A 22212-nucleotide genomic window follows, 5' to 3' on the forward strand; every position below is an offset into this window, starting at 1 on the left:
TCATCCTCGAATCGAGAAGGAAATCGTAAACCGGCCGTCGTCATTGACGTCGACATCAAGCGTGGTCCCTACACATCCTTCTTGAGCGAGGACTCTTTCAATCTCTCTTAGTCCCGTTCCTCTTCCCGCTCTCGTGCTGGTTACCGGTCTTACTCCGGACCGAGCCATTTCGACTGCACGTAGAATTTGCTTCCTGTCATGCTGAGTCGGGAGGACGTTAGCCACTTGAAAACGAAATCCGCCTTCGGTCGTCTCGCACTTTACCACCGTGGGAGGAGCGCGGCCGGCAATCGCGCCGTGCTCGATTATGTTCTGGAAGCAATTCCGCAAGATATCCAACAGCGGGCTGAATGCCGTTCCCCGAATACTCATTGGCTGATCAATGACAATCTCCGGAGCTATTGGATCATTCGGGAAGCGACTGTTTGTGAGACGAGTCGCCACTCGAACAGCGGTCTCGACTGTAAATGGCTTTACGGAAGCGGTGCCCGACCTCGTAAACCAGGCCAACACGCGATCAAGCGACGTCTGGAACTCCGTGATAGAAGTGGTTAGTGCATCTTGGATTCTGTCCGTCTCGGAAGCTGCGGCGATGCTGGCAAGGGTCGACCTTAGATTCTCCGCTGCTTGCGAAATTCTTCGCCGAAAGTCCCCTTCGATCTCTTTCTTTACGAGTTTGAGAGAGGCCTCGACCTTACGCCACAAGCGGGAAATCACTACGTTTGCGACTTCCTCAACGTCCCTAAGCGACTTAACTTCCTCACGAAGGCTGATGATGTCTCGCACTGTAGGTGAGAAATCAAATAGACCATTTGGCGTCTCTTTACTCACAATTCGTATGCGCTTGTCTTTCAGCTCTTTGATTGCGTCGGTGACGCGTCTTGAGAAACGTAGCGCAGCTGATCGTGCCGCCATGTAATCTGAGTGACCCAGTCGAAGTCGAGACTTCCAAGCATCGTCGAATTCGGTCTCCAGGGCGGAAGGGAACAGTAACTGGTGGCGCGCAAAGCTAGATCTAAGCTCGCCTTCGATCGAGCCATGCAATATCCGAGTCGTGAGATACGTCTTAAGGCCATGATCTGGATTCAAGACGAAGGCGTCCGCCACCAACCCATAGATCGCGTGAAGTAAATCCTCTTCCTCAGTAGCCGGCAACGTCACTGCCTTGTACTCATCACCGGCGCTCTTCAAGATCTTCAAGAGGATGCCTTCGATGCGCGCTATCTCCTCCTGCAATCCAGGAGCATCGACAACTCGTCTATATCGAGCGACAACATCTCGAAGCTCTACTTCGATAAATTGCTTGACGCCCGTTTCGCTAACGTAAATTCGGCTTCGATCGAACTGCTCCGCCAGCTGAGCAACCTCCCGCTCCTGCGTCAAAGCAATGACTTCATCGGCCAACTCTGACGTAAGTTCTGGACAGAACTTCATCAAGCCGTTGAGCACATCAAGGCGTTCGGCTTCTATCGCTTCGTAGTTTCTCAGCTGCGTCCCATCCTCAAGACGTCGAATGGTCGCTACCTCTCTGAGGAAGTAGATCCAACGTGCACGGTCTGCTCCATCCTCGCTCAACTTGAAGAGAAGGCTAGATGGCTTGTCTACATCGAAAAACTCCAGGACGTCTTCGAACGCATCTGAGAGATCTCCATCATGCTTTGGCGATACATGCTGCAGATATATGTTTAGAGTTATCGCTCTATCCAAGCACGTTGAATCTAGCCCTGTATTTTCCTTGGCCCACTGAGCGACCTGCTCGAGTGGAAACACGAGCCGAGATGCAGTGCTCTCTAGATAAGATTGAGTTACTACTTGCAGTGCGAGTTTGAGGTCCTCCCGGGCATGGGCTGCTTCATAGACGAGTCTAGTTGCTCGGGTCTGCTCGGCCCCTTTGACCGATGCTCGGTACTGCAGGTACCGCTCCAGCGCTTCATCAGAGTTTCCTTGATTGAAGGCTAGATGCCCTTCATAGAGCATTCGATCGACACTCGAAATCGGGGCACGCCTGATGACAGACGCGGAATTTGAACTAGGAAATACTACAGCATCCGTGACACTAAAGAGTGTCGAAGCTTGCGCAACGGCCGCTGACATGGGAGCTGCCGTAACGTCGTTGAGCTGCTTCCATATCGGAAGTTGCTCTGGATCAGCAATTGAACTTGATATTGCCCAGAGACCTTCGTCCTCCGTCGAAGAGTTCGATATGATCCTATCGTCTTCCTTGTTTAGGAATGAAATTATCGACCTTGCCACCGGCGAGTTGCGGTGAATCAGAGCTGTCTTCTGCAAAGCGAAGCGGCTTTCGTGATAGTTCTCCGAAAGACCTACTACATCCTCGAACTGCTTAATTAGCGAGTTCGCGAGAGTGTACTTCTCTTCTAATCGAACGGGGGTACCCGACTTTATTCCCAACCGCGCTGCCGATTCATGCAAAGAGAACTCTAGAGGGGTTCGCTCTATTGCTTGAACTAGATCCTCCCGAATGGCACCGCCGTCGGGCATAAGCATTGCGGCAATTCCAGCCTGAGCTGCGTCGCAGCCAGTGCTAGTCATCGTTCCCTGAAAAATCGCGACCAAGTTTTGGATACGCCGGTCTGGTATCTCTCGTAACAAGCAGGCAGCATCACGGATGTAATTGGCATCTTCTGGCGAGTCCGCGCGAACATACGCAAGAGCGCTCATCTCCGCGAACGTTTCGAAGCGATCAACGATCGCCGAGTTTTCTTCGTGAGCTACGCACTGCCAAGGCCGCTCCACCTGTGAAAGACTGAACGCGCTGATGTGATAGCGAAAGTAGTGGATGGTATCTTCACTTAGCTTGAAAGCCTCCTGGCGGCCCCACTCGCGCGTCAACTCGGCCAGCGAGACATTTTCTTCGGCCGTGAAACCAAACAGATAGGATAGATAGCCCGTAGCGCCGCTTACTCCCTTCACGCTCAGGAGTCCCTGAAGGAAACGCTTCTGCGCCGGTGTCCCCTCGTGGGTCTGAAGCAACGCAATACGTGCTGAGATCAACCAAAGGGAGAAGCCCAATTCTTGTTGAAGTTGGTCTAAAGCATCTAAGGCTGCCTTGTAGTCGCTTGTTGCAATTGCAGCGTGGTACCGATCACGCATCCGAATAAACAAGCAGAGCTCGCTGTTGAACAAGGACAGGATGCTTGCCGTCCACGCCGCTTCGACCAAATCGCCGGCGACCGGCAATGGCCTTTTCTGCTTCAACTTATGAATGGATTTAGGAAAGGGCTCCCTTACAATCGCATTTCGATAGATTGGAGTATCGGCCGCCTCGGCCACGATCGTCGGAATAGCAGCCGGGATGAGCTTCGGCCGAGCTTCTTCCAGGCCTGCAACGAGCTTGCCTCGCGCGTGAATTGCTCTCCGGAATGATGCGTAAGTTCCGATCGTCTCCTCATCCTTCGGGGGCTTCCTTTTGGCAGATTTCGTTGTCATTGGTTTTGTCTGGTCAGCCCTCATCAACCGGCCGCGTATCGGCCGTGTTGCACGGCGTCACTCAAGGTCCGGCCACGTGGCAGGTTGCAATGATTCGTGTGGTACCACTGGTGGTTATATGATTCAACGCGCCTAGGACCAACGGCCCAATCGCATTCGCTGAAGGAAGTCGGGACGATCCTTACGGATCACAGAGAAAGGCTAGGCTGCCCAATGTCACCCGGTCTGGTCGCCCGCTACCAGATTTCGGAGACCTGCTCGAATATTGTTATAAACCGTTGCCTGACAGCTCTTCTTCCCTGAAGAGACCCTTCGTCGGCACGGGTCTCATGACGAAGTTCATCTCCTATTTTCGAGTTTCTACTCAGCGCCAGGGCAAGTCAGGCCTTGGACTTGCTGCACAACAGCGCAAGATTTCCGATTTCGTCGCAGGAGCCGGAATGCTGATCGCCGAGTTCTGTGACGTTCAATCGGGAAGGGACGATACCCGCGTAGAATTGCAGCGAGCCATACAGCTTGCGAAGCGCGAGAACGCGAAGATCGTCATCGCCCGTCTTGATCGCTTTTCACGCCGCGTCAGTTTTATCGCCAGCATTCTGGAGCAAGGTATCGGCTTGGTCTGTGCCGAAATGCCCAACGCCACGGACTTTCAGCTGCACATATTCGCCGCCCTCGCCCAGGAAGAACGCCGGCTGATTTCCGAGCGAACGAAAGCAGCATTGGCAGAAGCAAAACGTCGGGGCAAAATTCTTGGCTCAAACGGACGGAATTTGGCCGCGAAGAATCGCAAGGCCGCTGACGAATTCGCAGCTCAACTTAGGGCCAAACTGGATGAGGATCTATTGCGACGGTCTTACAGCGAGATTGCGCGGCATCTAAATGAAGCGCGAATTACGACGGTCAATGGACGGAAGTTTTACCCCCAGACGGTCAAGAATTATCTGAAACGAGGAGCATAGATCTAGGCTTTAGAATCGGTTCCGAAAGCTCGCATCATGTGCCCGAGCTTAAGAGCTTTCGACTTTAGATACCCTCGATTTTGTTCCGTTGGCTCGCTTTCGAGCCGAACTCTCTCGACCGTAACACCTTGGTTGGTCAGTCCGGCTACCTTACGCGGATTGTTGGTTAGCAGGCGAACTGCCGTAATCCCTAGGTGCTTTAGTACGTATGCCGCCTGTTTATAATCCCGTGGATCGGGAGCCACTCCAAGCCTCTTGTAAGCGTCGGCGGTGTCGATGCCTTCGGTTGCTGAAAGTGCCATGCCCCGAACCTTCGCGAGCAAGCCCGCACCACGCCCATCCTGAAGCATGTAGACGAATACTCCACCTTCGCTTTTGATCCTTCTCAAGCTGGTCTCAAGTTGCCAGTGGCAATCGCAGTCGACACTTTCGAATATCTCGCCCGTGTAGCAAGCGCTCTGTATCCGCACTAATGGGCGATCGACCTTTCTATCGCTCAAAAGCGCGAGGACATTGTCTTGTTCGTTATCAGACCATGAGAAGACATAAAGCGTGAAGTCGCCGTATCGCGTGCGAAGTGGCGAGTGGGCAATCCGTGGCTCACTTTGCATTGGGGATTCCTGCTTCGCCCAGCGGCAGGGACGGCGTTTTGGCGAGCAACGCATCCGGTTCGGGTACAAGACCTTCCCATTGCTCGTGCACGTGAAACGCAATTTCCGAGGTCTTCATTGCCAGACGTTTGTTTCTTTGATCGGGATCGCCATCCGAATAGCTATGAAGGCCAAAGTCGTACGCTGCCTTCTCACGCTCCAACTCTCTTTGCGCTCGTCTATATATCGACCAAAGTCGCTGCGGCTTCCTAAGCTGAAGCCACGCTGTCGCTGCAGCCGAAAAGACCGAAAGGCACGCTGGAATCAGCTTGCCCCAAAGCCAACCATCCCCAAGTGTAACAAAGAGAGGAGCAGCCAGGGTAAAGCAAATTACCACGTAGAATGATATCTGCGACTCGTGCTTGTTATGGTCGGCCTTCTCCCTCATTCCTGCATGAACTGCGGAGTAATAGTCAGGAGCTTTCGCGTAGGTGTCCGTTTGGATCGACTTATCATTTCGAAATAGACTCATCGTCACTACCTCGTCCGAACTCGTTCATCAGGCACTCGCGTTCCGTACGCTGTGAGACCACGAGTCACGGGAACATTGGTTGTTTGGATCCCCTCTATACAGCCATGCTCCAAATCGACTGGCAGCACCCAAAGTCTCAGTTGGCTCGAAAAATCGAACGGTGGTAGGGGCCGCATAAATTGGGGTCGCTTCGGATAGATCAGAACTAGCTCACCCTCCGATTGATTTCCTAGATACTTGTGACCATACGCAAATAGTTGATAAAAATCTGATTGCCGTAAATCGTAACTATCTCTCTTATTGCCTGCATCAATCCGTTTCCATTTTGCGTCGAGCACCCAGCGCTTCTTGCTGTGCGTGACCAGGAAGTCAGGCTCGAGACGAAATACTTTCCCGCCGTCATGCTCACAAAGGTACTGTGACGCTGCATGTACTTTCAGTGATGCCTCTTTCAGTAGAACCTTTCTGAGAATTGAGCCGACATACCGTTCAAAGAGCTTCTCCATCGGGAACAACAGGCTTATGCCGCGCCATTCGTGAGTTAACGCCATCGGCGTCTGCTGACGCAGTATCAGTTCACACCATGGCTTGATCTGTTGATAACGGGCCAGCAATCGATCGTCTCGCCATTGCTCGAAATCGTTCCACACATTCGAGCTTGCAGGAATCTCATGCAGGAGGTTGCGCAACTCATGCCCGAGATGCCAATTGCGTGGCTCTTGGGTCGTCTTACAAGCAATCTCTAGCGCGAGCTTTAGCAATCGATTTTCGGGCATATCCGCCAAGAAGACGTCGTGACGAATCTGGAAATGATGCCGGCGACTCAGCGGCTGCCGCAGCTGCTTCGCAAGATCAAGCTGCCCCCGCAAATAGATCTTCTCTTCCTCGACTCGGCAATAGTCGAAGCGCACCCCTCGCTTCACCAGGTGATCTAGCGCAATAAGGAACTGCTGAATAATCCATTCGTTTAGTGGGGCATCAAACAGCTGGAGGTCTGCTGGACCAACCTCCCTAACGGGTAGATCAAGCGCACTCAATATCATCCGTCGAAGTAGCTGGCGGCTCTTATTGATGTCGTCACCGAGTTCAAAGTGCTTTGGAAGAACCTCGAGGCGCGTACCGCAGGGCGTTTCGAGAACGCCAACGTAGTTATCCAGTCTAAGACAACGTCGATTTTCTAGATGCGCGAGTGAAGCGCCGCCTTTCCTGAATAATGACATGAGGCTGCACAGCCACTCAAACGCTGAAGTGGAGACGCGCGCGTAATCGAGTGACCGATCTGGGAGTTCGTCAGTTGTGAGCCTTGCATGCTCTCTAACGACAATCGATTCGTTCAACTTGCGCTCGCATTCAACGCCGAAATGACAGCTGTACCCAACGATCTAGTATTGTATTCTTTTCCGCTGGAGTAATGTTTCTTAAGTCCCAGCTCTGTTGCCAGCTTCCAAAGAAATGGTCTCGCCTCGGGCAGCAGTGCGCCACTTTCCCAAACTTGAATGGACCCCGTCGATAGCTGTTTGACTGTCAAGTTGCCCCTCCGTGCTTCCAGCTCTATCTGTATAGACAGTGGTTGGCGCGCATGATCGATAATCCCGAAGTACGCGTCCGGCAGGTCGAACGCTTCCTCGTTTATTTCCCAACGCGCTCTCTGACCGGGTACGCTTGTTTCGCCGAACAAGGCTTCAAGGTCGTCCTTAACTTCCACCACGAAGCAATGCTCACGGCTCTTGCGATGGTCGTTTAGGACCAGTTGAATCCTCGTCCAATCTTCAAAGAAATATTCTTGTAATAGCGGAATGATCTTTTGGCGGAAGATCGAGCCCAGCGCTTCGATTGTCGGTTGGCTGCAAAGATCTAGGAAGTATGCGTGTCCCAACCGGTGCTCTCTGTCCATGAGCACTTCGATTCGATCATTCATCACCTGCAAGAGTTCACTCACGTTGAGGCCTGCGACCTCGATGTCCGCAAGTTGCTCGATCTGCGGGACCATCTCTTCAAACGAGAAACGCCGCCTCAATGCTATATCAAGCCCTGTAAGCGATCGGTCGGCCGTGTTCATGGTCGCGATCAGGTAGACGTTGGAGGGAACGCTAAAGCGCGTTTTTGAATACGGTAGCACCACCTCGAGTGCTTCAGGCGCGCCTTGTCGCTTGGAGGGTTCTACAAGAGTAATCAACTCGCCGAAAATGCGCGAAACGTTTCCCCGATTGATCTCATCGATGATCAAGACCTTGGCATTCGACTTCGGAGCGGGTGCCGCTGCTGCGCCGGAGAGACATCGTTCTACTAATCGCGGAAGGATGTTGTTATAACCGTTAACCAGATACGGCTCCAATTTGGAGTCTGATAGCTTATCAAAGACGCGCTTTTCGCGGATGTCATCGAGCGTCAGTTCGCCCTTCTTCACATGATCGGCGAGTGTCTTGAGCAACCCAATACCGATTGGGAGTCGGTTGCCGTTCGGTTTTGCAAGCTCGACAAGATCCGCAGAAGCGAACACGACCTCGTACCCCGTGCCAAATTGCTCGCCGACCTTGAACTTCTGCGTGGGACTCTCTGAACGCGAATTCAGCAAAGCCGCCAGCTTGCTCATATCGATGGCCCCTGGGCGTAGCTCGTAGAGCGTCATCTGGCTGAACTGGTTGTTCATCAACTGCTCGAGCGGAAGGGAGGGCTTGTACACTCGCAACCATTTCACCGGTCGACACTGGCCGTAAGAATCGTTCTGTTCCTTCCGATCGACTCGTCGATAATCGCCTATCACCTGCCCGATTGCCCGGAATTTTGAGTTTCCTTCTGTTACGACTAGAAGATCCCCATCACTGATCTTAAACAGAAAGGTATTTACTGCTGAAACCGGGTAAGAATCTCGCGTGACGGACTCACCACTTTCAATGAAGCGGTTGAAAACCTCCTCCCGATCTTTGCAATCGCTGAAGTCGGTCGTTCCACCGTAACCGAGCAGCGCGTAGCCATTCGCGATGCATTCATCAAAAATATATGCGTCATCTCCTAGCCAATTGCCGAGAGACATCTTCCAAATACGACGGTGCTCCAGATCAACCGGTGCCTCGCGCCGCTCGGTCACCCTTGCAGTCGCGGCAGTGCACAGGTTCTTGAAGACTCCATCCACGATTTCGTATCGAAGCTGCCCATTCTCGTCGTTCTCAGCTCGTAGTCCCTCTACGAAATCCTCGTAGCTGAAACTCTGATGAAAAGTCACGAAACGGACGTCGCCAGCTGCAACAAGCTGGTCGAATCGACCCTTGAGCACTTCGCGATCATCGCGGTTCTCTGACAAGAATTCGGGGTCAAGCACCTCGACAGCTGCAGCAATAGTTGCGTAGGTCTTACCTGTGCCAGGAGGACCATAAAAAATCCGGTTAAGATCAGGCATCACTACGTTGTCCTCGACTATTACCGGGAGAGAAGACGAGTTGTCGCGCGTCGGGTCACGTTCGATCGTGAGAAGATACCGATCAGGGCTGGTCGGATCGCGATCGAGAACCGCGAAGTCGCCGGGGTGTACGCCGATCTCTTTGAATGTAGGCGCAAATCGGAGTTGGAGCCGGCTATATTTCCCTAGGACACAAGTCCGAAACGCTTTTCCGTCCGGGAGTACCAGACTAAATCTCTCCTCCGGCTCGCCATCTGGAGCGGCAATGAATCGATTGGGAAAAAGCTGTTGGTCGGAGGGCACACGTATGTACCCATTATCGATAGCGCCTCGCGTTAGCTTGATGCGAAGCGCCTCCTCACTTGCAGCCATCAATCCCCCCATTTGCGAAGCCGACGTGGTTCATTAGCGGCGGCTCTACCTATGCTAGATCAATCAGTTAGGAGCAATCCATACTTTCCTCGTAGATGGCCGGCAAAGTCTTGGGCGAATGACATCGTAGCCGCTGCCCACTTTGGCGTCTGATCGGCGGCACCTGTAGACTCCGCGAGAGCGCGATTTTCCCGCCGGGGGAATTTAAGGTCTCTGAGTGACCTGTTTGGGAATCTTTATTTCCCGCGGCTTTGCCTGCGAACTTCGACCTTTTGGTACCTCCCTATGCTCCCAAACCGTCTGATGCCTGTGGAAAAAGCGGGATGATTGCATCTGCGGGTCTCAGCAGTCGATGCGCGTTCATGGTTAGATTAACCGGCTTGTGCAACTGGGCGAATGCCTGACAAGTCGGCAGGGGGAATATTCGGATGATCATCGTCAAATGGCTCGAGGGTGACAGCAGAGGCTACGATGATCATTTGCCGGACGAATGCATACGCACCCCTGGAGTCAACTCTCAGTTGGAACATGCGATTGTCGGGCCAAATGGATGGATACGGATTGGACGATGCTCGGTCACGGTAAAAGGCAAGTCCGTTACGTTCGACTACGCGGGGGGACACTCCGCCTGGAATGCCGAACAAGAGTTTTACCTTGGGCAAATGAGATTCGAGTTCGTCAGTAGCACTAGGTCGGGAGTTCCCAAGGTTCTTTGGAAGGATGAGGGCGACGACGACGAATTTCAGCAAGGATACGCAGTTGCTGAGTTTCGCAGTGACTCAAGCGCTCAATCTATAAGCTCCGATGAAGGTGATGCTCAGTTGAAAACTCACCTCGCGAGGGAACGAAGCGCCGCTCTTAGGCAGGAAAAACTGCTCAGTGAATTAGGGTTGACGGGGTCCATCCGGTGCGAGGTGTGTTCAGGTGACCTTGTAAAGCAGTATGGAAAACACGGCTTGGCTGGCTATGAGATTCATCATCGAAAACCGATCGCCAACGGTTCACGCGAAACTTACCTGAAGGACTTGGCAATTTTATGCGCTAACTGCCATCGTATCCTCCACCGGACCAAGCCGCTTTCGTCTGTAAAAAACTTTGCAAAGGCGCTTCGGTTTAAGGGATCCGATTGAAAGTTGCCGAGCTGGCGTTGTCTTGGCATACTGAAGCAGGCGGCATTTACATGGACGACACGCGTGAATCCCGGCGTAATCCGGAGCATCGACACATCACAGAAGCTTTCGTAACCACGTCGCGCTGGCTGTATCTGAGTGCAGAGCTAACGCGGTCAGAACGGAAGTTTCGGTTGGATGGAGAGCCTATCGAACCACGAACAATCCTGTTTGGGACGGCTAATATCGACCGTGATCGCATATCGATCGCGACCGACACCACGAACACGGCTCATGAACTAACCTGCTCAATAGAAGCCGCTTCGGACAAGCCAGACCGAGGCCCGTGGACCCTCAACGTAGGCTACAACGAAGTTAATCAAGAGGTGGGGCTTCCTAACGAGTGGTTCGTCGCCTGCTATCTGCCGAAGGAATTTTTTGATCAGCTTGAGAACGAGTTTCTGACCAAGAACGCTAGATACGTTTCCGGATCTTGCAAAACCGACATGTGGGTGTCTAAGGTCGACTCCAGTGCTCCTTTGGCACTCGGGGTTACGTGGCTTCTGCGGCCAGGCCAATATAGCAACCCGAAATTGGGGCTAGGGAAGCTGACTACGTTCCGCTGGTCATTGGCGCCGGAATCCCTCTCGAAGCAGAACCCGTACCCTCACAGGTGAGGTGTGCACTTAAGCTCCGAAGCATCAACGCCATCTGCGCACCAAGCTTTTAGCAACGCCACCTCGCTAGACGTACGTTCGGTCGACCGGCGCCTCCGATTCTCAGCTGCATATCTTCGCTGCGCTGGCTCAGGAGGAGCGCTGACTAATTTCCGAGAGACGAAAGCTACACGAGCACGCAAATGAGTTTCACGGCGCAAGAGTTAGCCAAAACAGCGAACGAACTCCGGGGTGAAATCAACCGCTTCCTGTCGCAGCCGACGAACCCGGACGTGCTTCTCGGGAATCACCCAGCAGTGGCTCTTGCCAGTCAAAAACAGGGCATCGCGATTTGGCACGGTCAGCGCATCGAAGATCATCTTGCCGACTGGATAAACAGAGTGCCCGGCTGGACTGCCCGCGCGCGAGAGCGCATCACGATTGCCAGTTCGATTCATGAGATCGACAATCTAGCGTGGAATCCGCAGATAGGTGTTGTCCTCGCGGTCGAAGCCAAAAGAGTGTGGGCCAACCAAGATGGTAGCAGCAAGGCTGACGTCCGTCGCAAGAACAAGCTCTACATGGACCCCGCGAACACACCGACGATCACCTCCCACGTGGGCCTGTCAGGAGCGAGCTTCCGTCATTTTGTTTTCGATGTTTACGGCAGGACCAAAACAGGCAGCAGAGGTCTGCCCGTCATCGCGGGTGACAAGATCAGCCACGTTTTCGATCACACTCTAGCTACCTATGTTGAATGGGAGCGCCAGGTAATGGCTAACGCAATCTTCGAGAAGATTGATCCGAACAGCCGGCACCTAAAGCGAGAGCACTCGCTCGCGGATGAGAGCCTTAGTGGCACGCGCTCGGACTTTCACTCCTCAAGGGAAAGCGTGCTGGACTACATTGACAAGCATGCGAATTGATCGAGGTCACCCAGGTTGATCGGTCGACATTTGAAACAGCCGGTGCATTGGAAACCGCGGTCGCGCGGCGGCTTCCATCCGCCGACGTGCCGAAGGAAGGCAGTGCACCCAGGTACTGTCGCTACCGCAGCCCAAGATGCATGAGGAGTGGGCGGTAGGGAGACAATATCCTCTAGCCTACGAACGAGGTCTAAGCTTCCGGGTGGCTAACTGGTCATCATTTGGTGGGATGAACGTGCGGCACGTCAGTCGCGTCTCACGCCCCGTGTCGCGGCAATGCTTGCAGATGCAATCCGTGAATTGCATGTCCCTGTGATCGATAGTGCAACAATGCGCTACGACGGAGGCTGAGAAACCCCATTACGTTCGAGACGAAATTTGCAGGGTAACTTGCTCAGTGGCTAGAGGCCATCCTCGGCTTCTTCTTCGGCCGGCAGTTGACGAACGGTGCCATCGGTGGAAAGTACGTCGAAATCCGGCGCCCTCCCACTGACCTTCTGGATGAACTTCGCTGGATCTTCAGGATCGACGAACAGTGTCATGCCCTGACCATCTCGGAAGACTACCTCAAAACGCTGGGTGTCAGGGTCAACAGTCAGGCGTAGCTCGCTGATCAACGATTGCAGCCTCGACGCGATCTGGGCGCGGAGCTTGTAGACATCTCCACCTCTGGCGGCCCTCACGCGCTCGATCAGCCCCGCAACCTGGTCGGGGTGCCGGTAATACGTCAGTGCCGTCTGGTCGAGCACCGAAATCTCGTGGCGAAGTTGCTTCTCCTGCTTCTTCGCTGCGACCAGCTCCAGTTCAGCCTTCTTGATCCGCTCGGCAATGAACGCGCTGTCAAAATCCGCCATTTTCAGGCCGATCTCGTAAGCCTTGCGCTGCTCGTCCTCCAGCAGTCTCACTTTGCCCACGGCAGCATCAAGGTGAAACGCCACCTCATTGCGCTTTAACGAATGCTCACTCGACGAGACGAGCGATGCCAGATCAAGCTGCTCGACGAACGACAAGAACGTCGACTCGAACTGGTCATACCGCCAGCGTCCGGTCATTTCGCATCCGATATTCCGGAGTGCATTCGAGCACACGAGGTACGACTGCCCCTTGGGCGGCGTGCCTTTGTTTTGAAAATGCATCGGCCTGCCGCAGTAGTCACAGACCGCCAACTTCGAAAACAGGTTGGTGAAGTGCTTCCCTTTTGAGCCGCCGCTGCCCTTCTTCCCTGTTTCCTTATCAGGCTTGGTCTTGCGCTCGAGCCGACCGCGCTGCGCCGCTTCGAAAACAGGCTGAGGCACGATTCGGGGGAAATAGTTGCGAATCGGATCGCCGTCAGGAGTCCGTTTTCCACCTTCCATGCGGTTGGGCTGGAACGTTCCGATCGCCGCTGCACTACTCAAGATCTTGTTGACGGTCGAGTTCTGCCACCCTCCTTTGCTGGTGAATGTCGGGATGGCTTCTTCGTTCAACCGGCGAACGATCGTGAACGTACCGATTCCAGATGCAGCCTCATCGAAAATCCGACGGACCACGGCAGCATGGTCCTCCACCACCTCAAAGCCCATCCGATCCGGGGTCAGGCGCAGCCAGCTTGGACACCTTGCGGTCAGCTTCTTCTGACCGATGACGGCCCGTTTTGCCTTCCAGGCTTGGGACAGGCGATCACTCTTCCGGGCTGACTCCTCGTTCGCCCGGCTCATCTTGGCGATCGAAATGATCAGGTCTTCAAAGGTGATCTTGCCCGTGAAGACGCGCTCATCGTCCAGCGTGACCAGAATCAAGCCGGCTTCGACGATCTCCATGAATGGCTTCAGGGCTACTATCGGCTCTTGGCGACTCATCCGGTCAAACGATTCGAGAAGCAGGTATGAGCCCTTCTCGATCTCGCCCGCCCGAACAGCTTCCAAGAACTCTCCGAACCTTCCTGATGCGATATTTTTGCCGGAGTAGGCCGAGACACCGATGTCATGCCAACGATCGTCCTCGACCAGCTCCAAGTCGTGCCGTTCGGCGTATTTCCGGGAGGCTTCACGCTGACGGCGAAGGCTATCGCCCTTCAGCTGAAGGTCGGTGGACATGCGGACGTAGGAGAAGGCTTTCGGGCGGACCGGCGGGTGAGCTATAACCATCTGGTCTCATTAACATTTGGTTATTTAATTATCCACCATATCCTTAAGTGATGTCCTTTTAATCCTAGATCAATTAGCCACCTCATCTTGATGATCGGCGCGCCCGGTGCCGGCAAATCGATGCTGGCGGCGCGCCTGCCCTCGATCCTGCCGCCGCTGTCGCCGGGCGAATTGCTCGAGGTCTCGATGATCGCCTCCGTCGCCGGCGAGATCGAGGGCGGCGCGCTGACATCGCAGCGGCCGTTTCGCTCGCCACATCATTCCGCCAGCATGGCCGCGCTGACCGGCGGCGGCGCGCGCGCAAAGCCTGGCGAGATCTCGCTGGCGCATCAGGGCGTGCTATTCCTCGACGAGCTGCCCGAGTTCGATCCGCGCGTGCTGGATTCGCTGCGCCAGCCGCTGGAGAACGGCGAGGTCTCGGTCTCCCGCGCCAACCACCGCGTGACTTACCCCGCGCGCTTCATGCTGATCGCAGCGATGAACCCCTGCCGCTGCGGCCATGCGTTCGAGCCGGGCTATTCCTGCAAGCGCGGTCGCATCGATCGCTGCGCCGGCGATTACCAGGCGCGCATCTCCGGTCCGCTGATGGACCGCATCGATCTGCGCATCGAGGTCCCCGCCGTGACCGCGGCCGATCTGATCCTGCCGCCGGCGGCGGAAGGCTCCGCCGAAGTCGCCGCGCGCGTGGCGGCGGCGCGCGACATCCAGCTCAAACGCTACGCCGATGCCGGCCTGCCGCAGGTCCGCACCAATGCCGAGGCGCCGGCGTCCGTTCTGGAGGACATCGCCAAGCCGGACGCACAGGGCCAGAAGCTGCTGCGCGATGCGGCCGAGACCATGCGGCTGTCGGCGCGCGGCTATCACCGCGTGCTGCGGGTGGCCCGCACGCTCGCCGACCTCGACGGCGCCGACAAGATCGGCCGGCTGCATCTCGCCGAAGCGCTGTCCTACCGCGCACTCGCGGAGGATGTGCGCCAGATGCCGTGATCGCGCAGCACATCAACCCGGCGGTAACGAGTTTCCTTTACGCTCTGCAAACCATAGGCCCACAAGTCCAGTCCGGGCCCGGCGAGTAGAGCGTCATGTTGCGTTTCAAGATCCTGGCCTCGGTGGTTCCCCTGTTGGCGGCTGCGGTGTTCGCCCGCAACGAGATCGGATCGGTCTCGCATCCCTGCATCGCCCTCGGCGACACCTCGGTCGAGCTGACATCCCTGTTCTGGACGGCCGGCGTCCATGTCGCCTTCACCGACGATGTGTCGCGGGCCACGGTGCGGGTCCAGATCACCGACGATGCGGATGCCGCCGACTTCGCAGTCGTGGACGACGGCGCGAGCGACGAGCCGAGCGCTTGCCAGGCCAATCCGGCGACGCGCCTCATCACGATTGCCGCGCAGCCGGTCGATGACGGCCCGGTCATTTATCTCTCCGCAGATGGTCCCGCTGACTTCCGTGTTTACGTCCGTTCGAAGACATTTACGCAGAAGGAGGCCGCAGCCCTGATCGTCGGCGCTCATGGCCCCCACCCGCTCCCCCTCCAGGCCGCTTCGCTCTGAAGCGTTAATACCTCGTCAACCCTGTTTGGAGCTCGCCGCAAAGCCTCAAGCTGTTCGCAAGGTCGGCGAGACATCGTCGCAAGCGGCGGTGGCGGGTTTCGGACAAGAGTCGGGGTCGGTGGCAATGGGTCGGACGTTCCGGATCAAGGTGCGCATGCGCCGCTTCAGGCGACAGCACCCCCGAATTGCCTTCGCGATCCGCTCCTTCACGATCTTCTCGGCGACGTTCGGCGGCGCCTATGGCTTCGTCACCGGCAGCCGCGCGCCGAATTCCGGCTACGATCCCAACACCTTTGCGATCGGCGCGAGCTTCCTGTTTGCGCTGGCCTGTCTCGGTCTCGCGACGCTCAGCATGCGGCTGCGCTTCGTCAACAAGCGGATGCGCAAGCTCGCCGCCCACAACGAGGCGCTGATCGACCGCAATTGGGAGCTGAAGGAAGCCGAAGAGCGCGCCCGCAGCCTGTTCGAATCGCAGGGCGATCTGATCGTGCTGCGCGACCATCAGGGCCGCATCACCTTTGCCAACGACGCCTATTGCGCGCTGGCCGGGCAGGCGCGCAGTGCGCTGGTCGGCACGCGGTTCGATTTCGACATGCTGGAGCAGGGCGACAGCGCGCGCGAGAGCAACGGCACGCGCATCCACGACCAGAGAATCTCCACCCCGCTCGGCGCGCGCTGGATCGCCTGGCGCGAAGGATTCGTGCGGCTCGATGCCGGCCAGCCCGCCGAACTGCAGAGTGTCGGCCGCGACGTCACCGACCGCACCGAGACCGAACGCGCGCTGTCGGATGCCCGCGACCAGGCCAACGCCGCCAACCGCGCCAAGTCGCGCTTCCTCGCGATGGCCTCGCACGAGATCCGTACCCCCCTGAACGGCATCATCGGCATGGGCGGGCTGTTGCTCGACACCACGCTGACGCCGGAGCAGACGACCTACGCCAGGGCCGTGAAAACCTCGGGCGAAGCGCTGATGGCGCTGATCGAGGAGCTGCTCGACTATTCCAAGATCGAGGCCGGCAAGCTCGATCTCGACCAGCGTCCCTTTGCGCTCTCGACCTTGATCGAGGAGGTCACCGAGCTGCTGGCACCGCGCGCGCAGGCGAAAAACCTCGAGATCGCGGCCTATGTCGACGAGCGCCTTCCGCTGGAAGTCATTGGCGATGCCGCGCGGCTGCGCCAGGTGCTGCTCAATCTCGCCGGCAACGCCATCAAATTCACCGCAAGCGGCGGCGTTGCGCTGATCGTCGAGCCCGGCATCTGGCCGAACGAGATCAGCTTTCTGGTCCGCGATACCGGCATTGGCATCGTGCCAGAAGCACAGTCGCGCATCTTCCGCGAATTCGAGCAGGCCGACGACCGTGTCGCCCGCACCTATGGCGGCACCGGGCTTGGCCTTGCCATCAGCGAGCGCATCATCAAGCGCATGGGCGGTCGCATCACGCTGGAGAGCGCACCGGCTCAGGGCTCGACCTTCGAGGTCGCAATCCCGCTCGCGCCGTCGCATGGAAACACCGGACAGACCGCGTTTCCGAGCCCGGACCTCGCCGGCAAGTCGATCCTGCTGGTGGCCGACGGCATCGAGGCGTCTCTGATCGCACGGCGGCTGGAGCGCTGGGGCGGCCAGACCTGCCTGGTCGCGGATGCGGCTGTGGCCGAAGCGCTGCTGCCGGAACGCCCATGGCATGCCGTGGTGGTCGATCGTGCGCTCGGTCCGGCTGTTGCCGATCGCCTGGGCGAAGTCGCCCGCGCTCATGCGACGCAGCGGCTCGTGCTGCTGACGCCGAGCTCGCGTCATGACAAACTTTCGCCGGCCTTCACCGGCTTCCTCGTCAAGCCACTGCGCGCAGCCTCCCTCGCCGCGCGTCTCGCGCTGACGCCGGAAGTCGCCTCGCCCGATCTCGCGCCCGAGCCTGTCGAGCCGGCCGCGGTCACAACGCCTGCCAACGGCCTCTCGATCCTTGTCGCCGAGGACAACGAGATCAACGCGCTCTTGATGCGATCGCTTCTCACAAAACTCGGTCACCGCGTCGTCATCGCGGTCCATGGCGAGGCCGCGCTGGAATCCTGGCTCGCGGCCAGCTCCGCCGGTACGCCCTATGATCTGGTTGTGATGGACATCCAGATGCCGCAGCTCGACGGCATCGAAGCAACCAAACGCATCCGCGCCCATGAGGCCGCCACCGGCGGCCACCACACGCCGATCCTCGCGCTGACCGCGAACACGCTGGTGGAAGATCGCTACGCCTGCTTCGAGGCGGGCATGAACGGGTTTCTCATCAAGCCGCTCGATCGGGAGAAGCTGGACGAGGCGCTGGCCGGGCTGGCGGCATCACGGCGTCTGGTGGTGTAGGGAGGTCTCTCCGCCGTCATTGCGAGCGGAGCGAAGCAATCCAGACTCTCACCGCGGAAAGATTCTGGATTGCTTCGCTGCGCTCGCAATGACGAGTGTGTTGCCTACAGCCTTCTCAGCGCCACGCTCTCCACCGCGTGATCCGCGGCCTTCTTCAGGATCAGCGTCGCGCGGGGGCGGGTCGGCAAAATGTTGTCCTCGAGATTGGCGAGGTTGGTGCGTTCCCAGATCGCGGTGGCGGTGGCGGTGGCCTCCTCGTCCGACAGGAGCGCATAGCGGTTGAAGTAGGATTTTGGATTGGTGAACGCGGTGTCGCGCAGCGCCAGGAAGCGCTTGATGTACCAGCGCCGCAGCGCCGCCTCGTCGGCGTCGATATAGACCGAGAAGTCGAAGAAGTCGGAGACCACGGGCACCGCCTTGCCGTCGCGCGGCAGCTTGCCGGTCTGCAGCACGTTGACGCCCTCGACGATCAGGATGTCGGGCTGGTCGATCTCGGCCCATTCGTTCGGCACGATGTCGTAGGTCAGATGCGAATAGACCGGCGAGCGCACGTGGCGGCGGCCCGACTTGATGTCGGACAGGAAGTTGAGCAGCAGCGGCAGGTCGTAGCTCTCCGGAAAGCCCTTCTTCTGCAGAATGCCTTGCTGCTCGAGCAGGGCCTTCGGGTAAAGGAATCCGTCGGTGGTGATCAGGTCGACCTTCGGACGCGGCGACCAGCGCGCCAACAAGGCCTGGAGCACGCGGGCCGTGGTGGATTTACCGACCGCAACCGAGCCGGCGACGCCGATGATGTATGGGACCTTGCGGTCGCGGATGTTGAGGAACTGGCGCTCCGCGTAGTACAGGCGCTGCATCGCATCGACATAGATCGAGAGCAGCCGCGACAGCGGCAGATAAATGTCCTCGACTTCCTTGAGATCGAGGCGATCGTGCAGCGAGCGCAGCCGGTCGAACTCGCCCGGCTCCAGCGTCATCGGCGTGTCGTCGCGCAGCCGCGCCCATTCTTCGCGCGAATAGACGCGGTATGGATTATATTGCTGCTCGGGTGCGCGGATATCCATGACGCGACCTTCTCCGTAAAGAACTTGGCTAGCTGCCGCTCTTGCGAGACGCTTTCTCTTCCAGCCCGGACATGTTCGTACGCTTGTCCAGCGCCGCCTCCACCTCTTCCAGTTTTACGCCGCGCGCCTTGAGCAGCACAAGGAAGTGATAGAGCAGGTCGGCACCCTCGGCGATCAGATGATCGCGATCGTTTTCGACTGCTGCGATTACGGTTTCGACTGCTTCCTCACCGAACTTCTTGGCGCAATGTTCGGCGCCCTTGTCGAGGAGCTTGCGGGTATAGGAGCCCTCCCCACCGGAGGCCGCGCGGGCATCGATGGTTACGGCGAGATCGTGGATCGTGAAACGCGGCATACTGAATACTCGAAACGCGCGTCTGGCCGGTTGGGCCAGTCCCGCCGGTTGATGTAGCACTTTTATGAACGGAAGTCGTCAGGCATCCAGCCGCATGGGTAGTCCGCGCCGGGCCATGTGCTCCTTGGCTTCGCGGATGGTGAATTCCCCGAAGTGGAAGATCGAGGCGGCCAGTACGGCGGTGGCACGCCCGTCGCGGATGCCATCGACGAGGTGGTCGAGATTGCCGACGCCGCCGGAGGCGATCACGGGAACGGGAACGCTGTCGGCAATGGCCCGGGTCAGCGGAATATCAAAACCCTGCCTGGTGCCGTCACGGTCCATCGAGGTGAGCAGAATTTCACCAGCGCCGAGCGAGACCACTTCCTGGGCATATTCGATGGCGTCGATACCGGTCGAGTTGCGGCCGCCATGGGTGAATATCTCCCAGCGCTCGCCGCCGCCGGCGCGCTTGACCCGCTTGGCGTCGATCGCGACCACGACGCACTGCTCGCCGAACTTTTCGGCGGCTTCCTTGACGAACTCGCGCCGCGACACTGCGGCGCTGTTGATCGAGACCTTGTCGGCGCCGGCGCGCAGCAGCGTCTTGATGTCGTTGACCTCACGGACGCCGCCGCCGACGGTGACCGGCATGAAGCAGGCTTCCGCCGTGCGGCGGACCACGTCCAGCATGATGCCGCGGTTTTCATGGGTCGCGGTGATGTCGAGGAACGTGAGCTCGTCGGCGCCGGCGGCGTCATAGGCGATCGCCGCTTCGACGGGGTCGCCGGCATCACGCAGATCGACGAAGTTGACGCCCTTGACGACGCGGCCGTCCTTGACGTCGAGGCAGGGGATCACGCGCACCTTGAACATGTGTCAGCTCCCGGGCGCGTTGCGGATCAAGGTGAGGGCGGCGGCGGGATCGAGGCGGCCGTCATAGAGCGCACGGCCGGCGATCGCGCCGGCGAGCTTTTTGGCGCGCGGCGTCAGCATCGCCTTGACGTCCTCGATCGAGGCAAGACCGCCGGAAGCAATCACGGGAATCGAGATGCTGTCTGCCAGCGCAATGGTCGCATCGAGGTTGAGGCCCTTGAGCAGGCCGTCGCGGGCGATGTCGGTGAAGACGATGGCGGCAACGCCGGCGTCCTCGAAACGCTGCGCGATCTCCAGCACCGTCACTTGCGAGGTCTCGGCCCAGCCTTCGACCGCGACCCTGCCGTCACGCGCGTCCAGCCCGACCGCGACGCGGCCGGGGAACTTTTTCGAGGCCACCTTCACCAGCTCCGGATCCCGCACCGCGGCCGTGCCGATGATGACGCGGGTGATGCCCTTCTCGAGCCAGGCCTCGACGGTCGCAATATCGCGAATACCGCCACCGAGCTGCACTGGAATCTTGATCGTCTTCAGCATCGCCTCGACGGCCTGCGCATTCACCGGCTTGCCGGCGAACGCGCCGTCGAGATCGACGACGTGGAGATACTCAAAGCCCTGCGAGACAAAGCTCTCGGCCTGGGCTGCGGGATTGAGATTGAACACGGTCGCGCGCGCCATGTCGCCTTGCTCGAGGCGCACGCACTGGCCGTTCTTGAGGTCGATGGCAGGAAAGAGAATCACGGCTTCCATCGCAAAAAGTTCGAGATCAGGGCCAGGCCAAAACGCTGGCTCTTCTCGGGGTGAAACTGCGTGCCGATGGCGGTGTCCTTCGCGACGATCGCGGTGACAGGCCCGCCGTAGTCGGCGCGCGCGAGCACGTCCGCCTCGTTGGCAGCGTTGAGGTGATAGGAGTGCACGAAATAAGCGTGCTGGCCCTTGGGCCCGAGCGGCAGCTTGTTCAGCACCGGGTGCTCCCTGAGCACATCGAGCGTATTCCAGCCCATGTGCGGGATCTTCAGGCTTTCATCGCGCGGCGTGATCTTCTCGACGTCGCCGCCGATCCAGTTCAGGCCTTGCGTGATGACATGCTCCTTGCCGCGGGTGGCGAACAGCTGCATGCCGACGCAAATGCCGAACATCGGCCTCGCCTTGACGCGCACGGCTTCGGTGATCGCCTCGACCATGCCGTTGACGGCATCGAGCCCGCGCCGGCAATCGGCAAAGGCGCCAACGCCCGGCAGCACCAGACGATCGGCGCTGTAGGCCTGATCCGGATCGCTGGTCACGAAGACCTTCTGCGGATTCTCCATGCCGCGCGCAGCACGCTCAAACGCCTTGGCGGCGGAATGCAGATTCCCGGAACCGTAATCGATGATGGCGATGCTCATCTTGACCCTCCCGGTTCTGGAAACAATCCAATGATGCCGCCGGCCGGAATCGGCGGCGGGTTGGAAAATTGCTGACCCGGCAAATTGCGGGTCGGCGGCGGCCCGCCGCGATCGACGGCCCATTGATCGTTGACAATGCCGCGCTGTGTCTTGCTCCAACGGTCGAAGAAGCGCCGCTCGGCGGTGTCCTCGTCGTCAGCGACCACAACGTCGAGCTGCCGCCACTTGCCGCGCGATAGCGTCCAGCGGCGCAGGCTCGAGGCCTCGAAACCCATCAGCAGCGCGACGATGGTGTTGGCAAAGAAGATCGAGCTGCGGCCGACGCCGAGGCTGTGCAGCCCGGCATCGAACGCGGCGAGAAAGACGATCCAGCCGATCAGGGCCAGCCAAAGCCTGTTCCAGGCCAGCCAGAACGGCCCAAAGATCATCGCCCAGAAATGGAAGCCGTCGCGCACGAACACGAATCTGTCGGTCGCGCGCAGGTCGGCCCCGGCTGGGGTGGGAGCATGAACTGTGTAGACAGGCATTTTCGA

Annotated in this window: 18 protein-coding genes and 1 pseudogene; 7 read left to right on the plus strand and 12 right to left on the minus strand. The window is 58.0% G+C overall.

All coding sequences use genetic code 11. The features are described from left to right. Window positions 1-3450, minus strand: a complete 3450-nt coding sequence (locus ABID59_RS30960) for a hypothetical protein (RefSeq protein ID WP_354085891.1) — start codon at window positions 3448-3450, stop codon at window positions 1-3. A 329-nt stretch (window positions 3451-3779) separates the two neighbouring features. On the opposite strand from ABID59_RS30960, the gene ABID59_RS30965 reads away from it, so the two are divergent. Beyond that, window positions 3780-4409 (plus strand): recombinase family protein, encoded by a 630-nt coding sequence (locus ABID59_RS30965; protein ID WP_354085892.1) that lies wholly within the window; start codon window positions 3780-3782, stop codon window positions 4407-4409. Window positions 4410-4411: 2 nt separating this feature from the next. Here ABID59_RS30965 and ribA read toward each other — a convergent pair whose 3' ends face one another. Genes ribA through ABID59_RS30985 form a run of 4 tightly spaced genes read right to left on the minus strand, consistent with a single transcriptional unit; the run spans window position 4412 to window position 9300 of the window. Then, the gene (gene ribA, locus ABID59_RS30970) at window positions 4412-5020 is read right to left on the minus strand and encodes a GTP cyclohydrolase II RibA (protein ID WP_354085893.1); all 609 of its coding nucleotides are present in this window, start codon (window positions 5018-5020) and stop codon (window positions 4412-4414) included. Beyond that, entirely contained in the window at window positions 5010-5531 is a 522-nt protein-coding gene (locus ABID59_RS30975; RefSeq protein WP_354085894.1) for a DUF4231 domain-containing protein, read from the minus strand. Before ABID59_RS30975 ends, ribA begins: the two co-directional genes overlap by 11 nt. Window positions 5532-5536: 5 nt before the next feature. After that, a complete protein-coding gene (locus ABID59_RS30980) occupies window positions 5537-6868 on the minus strand; it encodes an McrC family protein (RefSeq protein WP_354085895.1) in 1332 nt (443 codons plus the stop codon). Further along, window positions 6865-9300: a DUF8426 domain-containing protein gene (locus tag ABID59_RS30985; protein ID WP_354085896.1), complete on the minus strand. Its 2436-nt coding sequence runs from the start codon at window positions 9298-9300 to the stop codon at window positions 6865-6867. Before ABID59_RS30985 ends, ABID59_RS30980 begins: the two co-directional genes overlap by 4 nt. A gap of 428 nt (window positions 9301-9728) precedes the next feature. Between ABID59_RS30985 and ABID59_RS30990 the strand changes: the two genes are divergently transcribed. The 3 genes from ABID59_RS30990 to ABID59_RS31000 all read left to right on the plus strand — a co-directional run bounded on the left by ABID59_RS30990 (window position 9729) and on the right by ABID59_RS31000 (window position 11991). Then, window positions 9729-10430, plus strand: coding sequence for an HNH endonuclease (locus ABID59_RS30990; RefSeq protein WP_354085897.1), 702 nt, complete (start codon window positions 9729-9731; stop codon window positions 10428-10430). Then, the gene (locus tag ABID59_RS30995; protein WP_354085898.1) at window positions 10427-11086 is read left to right on the plus strand and encodes a hypothetical protein; all 660 of its coding nucleotides are present in this window, start codon (window positions 10427-10429) and stop codon (window positions 11084-11086) included. The genes ABID59_RS30990 and ABID59_RS30995 overlap by 4 nt, the downstream gene beginning before the upstream one ends. 182 nt (window positions 11087-11268) lie before the next feature. Then, the gene (locus ABID59_RS31000; protein WP_354085899.1) at window positions 11269-11991 is read left to right on the plus strand and encodes a hypothetical protein; all 723 of its coding nucleotides are present in this window, start codon (window positions 11269-11271) and stop codon (window positions 11989-11991) included. 401 nt (window positions 11992-12392) lie between these two features. Here ABID59_RS31000 and ABID59_RS31005 read toward each other — a convergent pair whose 3' ends face one another. Then, window positions 12393-14117, minus strand: coding sequence for a recombinase family protein (locus tag ABID59_RS31005; RefSeq protein ID WP_354085900.1), 1725 nt, complete (start codon window positions 14115-14117; stop codon window positions 12393-12395). 78 nt (window positions 14118-14195) lie between these two features. Here ABID59_RS31005 and ABID59_RS31010 point away from each other — a divergent pair. The 3 genes and pseudogenes from ABID59_RS31010 to ABID59_RS31020 all read left to right on the plus strand — a co-directional run. Further along, window positions 14196-15104: pseudogene (locus tag ABID59_RS31010) on the plus strand (YifB family Mg chelatase-like AAA ATPase); the annotation flags it as partial. 95 nt (window positions 15105-15199) lie between these two features. Further along, on the plus strand, window positions 15200-15670 hold the full coding sequence (locus tag ABID59_RS31015; RefSeq protein ID WP_354085901.1) for a hypothetical protein: 471 nt from the start codon (window positions 15200-15202) through the stop codon (window positions 15668-15670). Window positions 15671-15794: 124 nt separating this feature from the next. Further along, window positions 15795-18020, plus strand: a complete 2226-nt coding sequence (locus tag ABID59_RS31020; protein ID WP_354085902.1) for an ATP-binding protein — start codon at window positions 15795-15797, stop codon at window positions 18018-18020. 104 nt (window positions 18021-18124) lie between these two features. Here ABID59_RS31020 and coaA read toward each other — a convergent pair whose 3' ends face one another. The 6 genes from coaA to ABID59_RS31050 all read right to left on the minus strand — a co-directional run bounded on the left by coaA (window position 18125) and on the right by ABID59_RS31050 (window position 22206). Further along, the gene (coaA, locus tag ABID59_RS31025; protein WP_148752729.1) at window positions 18125-19081 is read right to left on the minus strand and encodes a type I pantothenate kinase; all 957 of its coding nucleotides are present in this window, start codon (window positions 19079-19081) and stop codon (window positions 18125-18127) included. A 28-nt stretch (window positions 19082-19109) separates the two neighbouring features. Continuing rightward, window positions 19110-19436, minus strand: coding sequence for a phosphoribosyl-ATP diphosphatase (locus ABID59_RS31030; protein ID WP_148752730.1), 327 nt, complete (start codon window positions 19434-19436; stop codon window positions 19110-19112). Between the two features lie 78 nt (window positions 19437-19514). Beyond that, window positions 19515-20291, minus strand: coding sequence for an imidazole glycerol phosphate synthase subunit HisF (gene hisF, locus ABID59_RS31035; protein ID WP_148752731.1), 777 nt, complete (start codon window positions 20289-20291; stop codon window positions 19515-19517). 3 nt (window positions 20292-20294) lie between these two features. Beyond that, the gene (gene hisA / locus ABID59_RS31040) at window positions 20295-21032 is read right to left on the minus strand and encodes a 1-(5-phosphoribosyl)-5-[(5-phosphoribosylamino)methylideneamino]imidazole-4-carboxamide isomerase (protein ID WP_354085903.1); all 738 of its coding nucleotides are present in this window, start codon (window positions 21030-21032) and stop codon (window positions 20295-20297) included. After that, complete coding sequence (hisH, locus tag ABID59_RS31045) at window positions 21029-21679, minus strand: imidazole glycerol phosphate synthase subunit HisH (protein WP_354031232.1); 651 nt, start codon at window positions 21677-21679, stop codon at window positions 21029-21031. The genes hisA and hisH overlap by 4 nt, the downstream gene beginning before the upstream one ends. Further along, window positions 21676-22206 carry a DUF2628 domain-containing protein gene (locus tag ABID59_RS31050; protein ID WP_148752734.1) on the minus strand — a complete coding sequence of 177 codons (531 nt, stop codon included), beginning with the start codon at window positions 22204-22206 and terminating at the stop codon, window positions 21676-21678. Before ABID59_RS31050 ends, hisH begins: the two co-directional genes overlap by 4 nt. Window positions 22207-22212: the final 6 nt, after the last annotated feature.

Origin of the sequence: Bradyrhizobium sp. S3.3.6 (assembly GCF_040546905.1) — a bacterium.
Lineage (GTDB): Bacteria > Pseudomonadota > Alphaproteobacteria > Rhizobiales > Xanthobacteraceae > Bradyrhizobium > Bradyrhizobium cytisi.

Coding starts and splice junctions, on each gene's coding strand:
- ABID59_RS30960 (WP_354085891.1), bottom strand. CDS start 3,450: ATGACAACGAAATCTGCCAAAAGGAAGCCCCCGAAGGATGAGGAGACG.
- ABID59_RS30965 (WP_354085892.1), top strand. CDS start 3,780: ATGACGAAGTTCATCTCCTATTTTCGAGTTTCTACTCAGCGCCAGGGC.
- ribA (WP_354085893.1), bottom strand. CDS start 5,020: ATGCAAAGTGAGCCACGGATTGCCCACTCGCCACTTCGCACGCGATAC.
- ABID59_RS30975 (WP_354085894.1), bottom strand. CDS start 5,531: ATGAGTCTATTTCGAAATGATAAGTCGATCCAAACGGACACCTACGCG.
- ABID59_RS30985 (WP_354085896.1), bottom strand. CDS start 9,300: ATGGCTGCAAGTGAGGAGGCGCTTCGCATCAAGCTAACGCGAGGCGCT.
- ABID59_RS30990 (WP_354085897.1), top strand. CDS start 9,729: ATGATCATCGTCAAATGGCTCGAGGGTGACAGCAGAGGCTACGATGAT.
- ABID59_RS31000 (WP_354085899.1), top strand. CDS start 11,269: ATGAGTTTCACGGCGCAAGAGTTAGCCAAAACAGCGAACGAACTCCGG.
- ABID59_RS31005 (WP_354085900.1), bottom strand. CDS start 14,117: ATGGTTATAGCTCACCCGCCGGTCCGCCCGAAAGCCTTCTCCTACGTC.
- ABID59_RS31015 (WP_354085901.1), top strand. CDS start 15,200: ATGTTGCGTTTCAAGATCCTGGCCTCGGTGGTTCCCCTGTTGGCGGCT.
- ABID59_RS31020 (WP_354085902.1), top strand. CDS start 15,795: ATGGGTCGGACGTTCCGGATCAAGGTGCGCATGCGCCGCTTCAGGCGA.
- coaA (WP_148752729.1), bottom strand. CDS start 19,081: ATGGATATCCGCGCACCCGAGCAGCAATATAATCCATACCGCGTCTAT.
- ABID59_RS31030 (WP_148752730.1), bottom strand. CDS start 19,436: ATGCCGCGTTTCACGATCCACGATCTCGCCGTAACCATCGATGCCCGC.
- hisF (WP_148752731.1), bottom strand. CDS start 20,291: ATGTTCAAGGTGCGCGTGATCCCCTGCCTCGACGTCAAGGACGGCCGC.
- hisH (WP_354031232.1), bottom strand. CDS start 21,679: ATGAGCATCGCCATCATCGATTACGGTTCCGGGAATCTGCATTCCGCC.
- ABID59_RS31050 (WP_148752734.1), bottom strand. CDS start 22,206: ATGCCTGTCTACACAGTTCATGCTCCCACCCCAGCCGGGGCCGACCTG.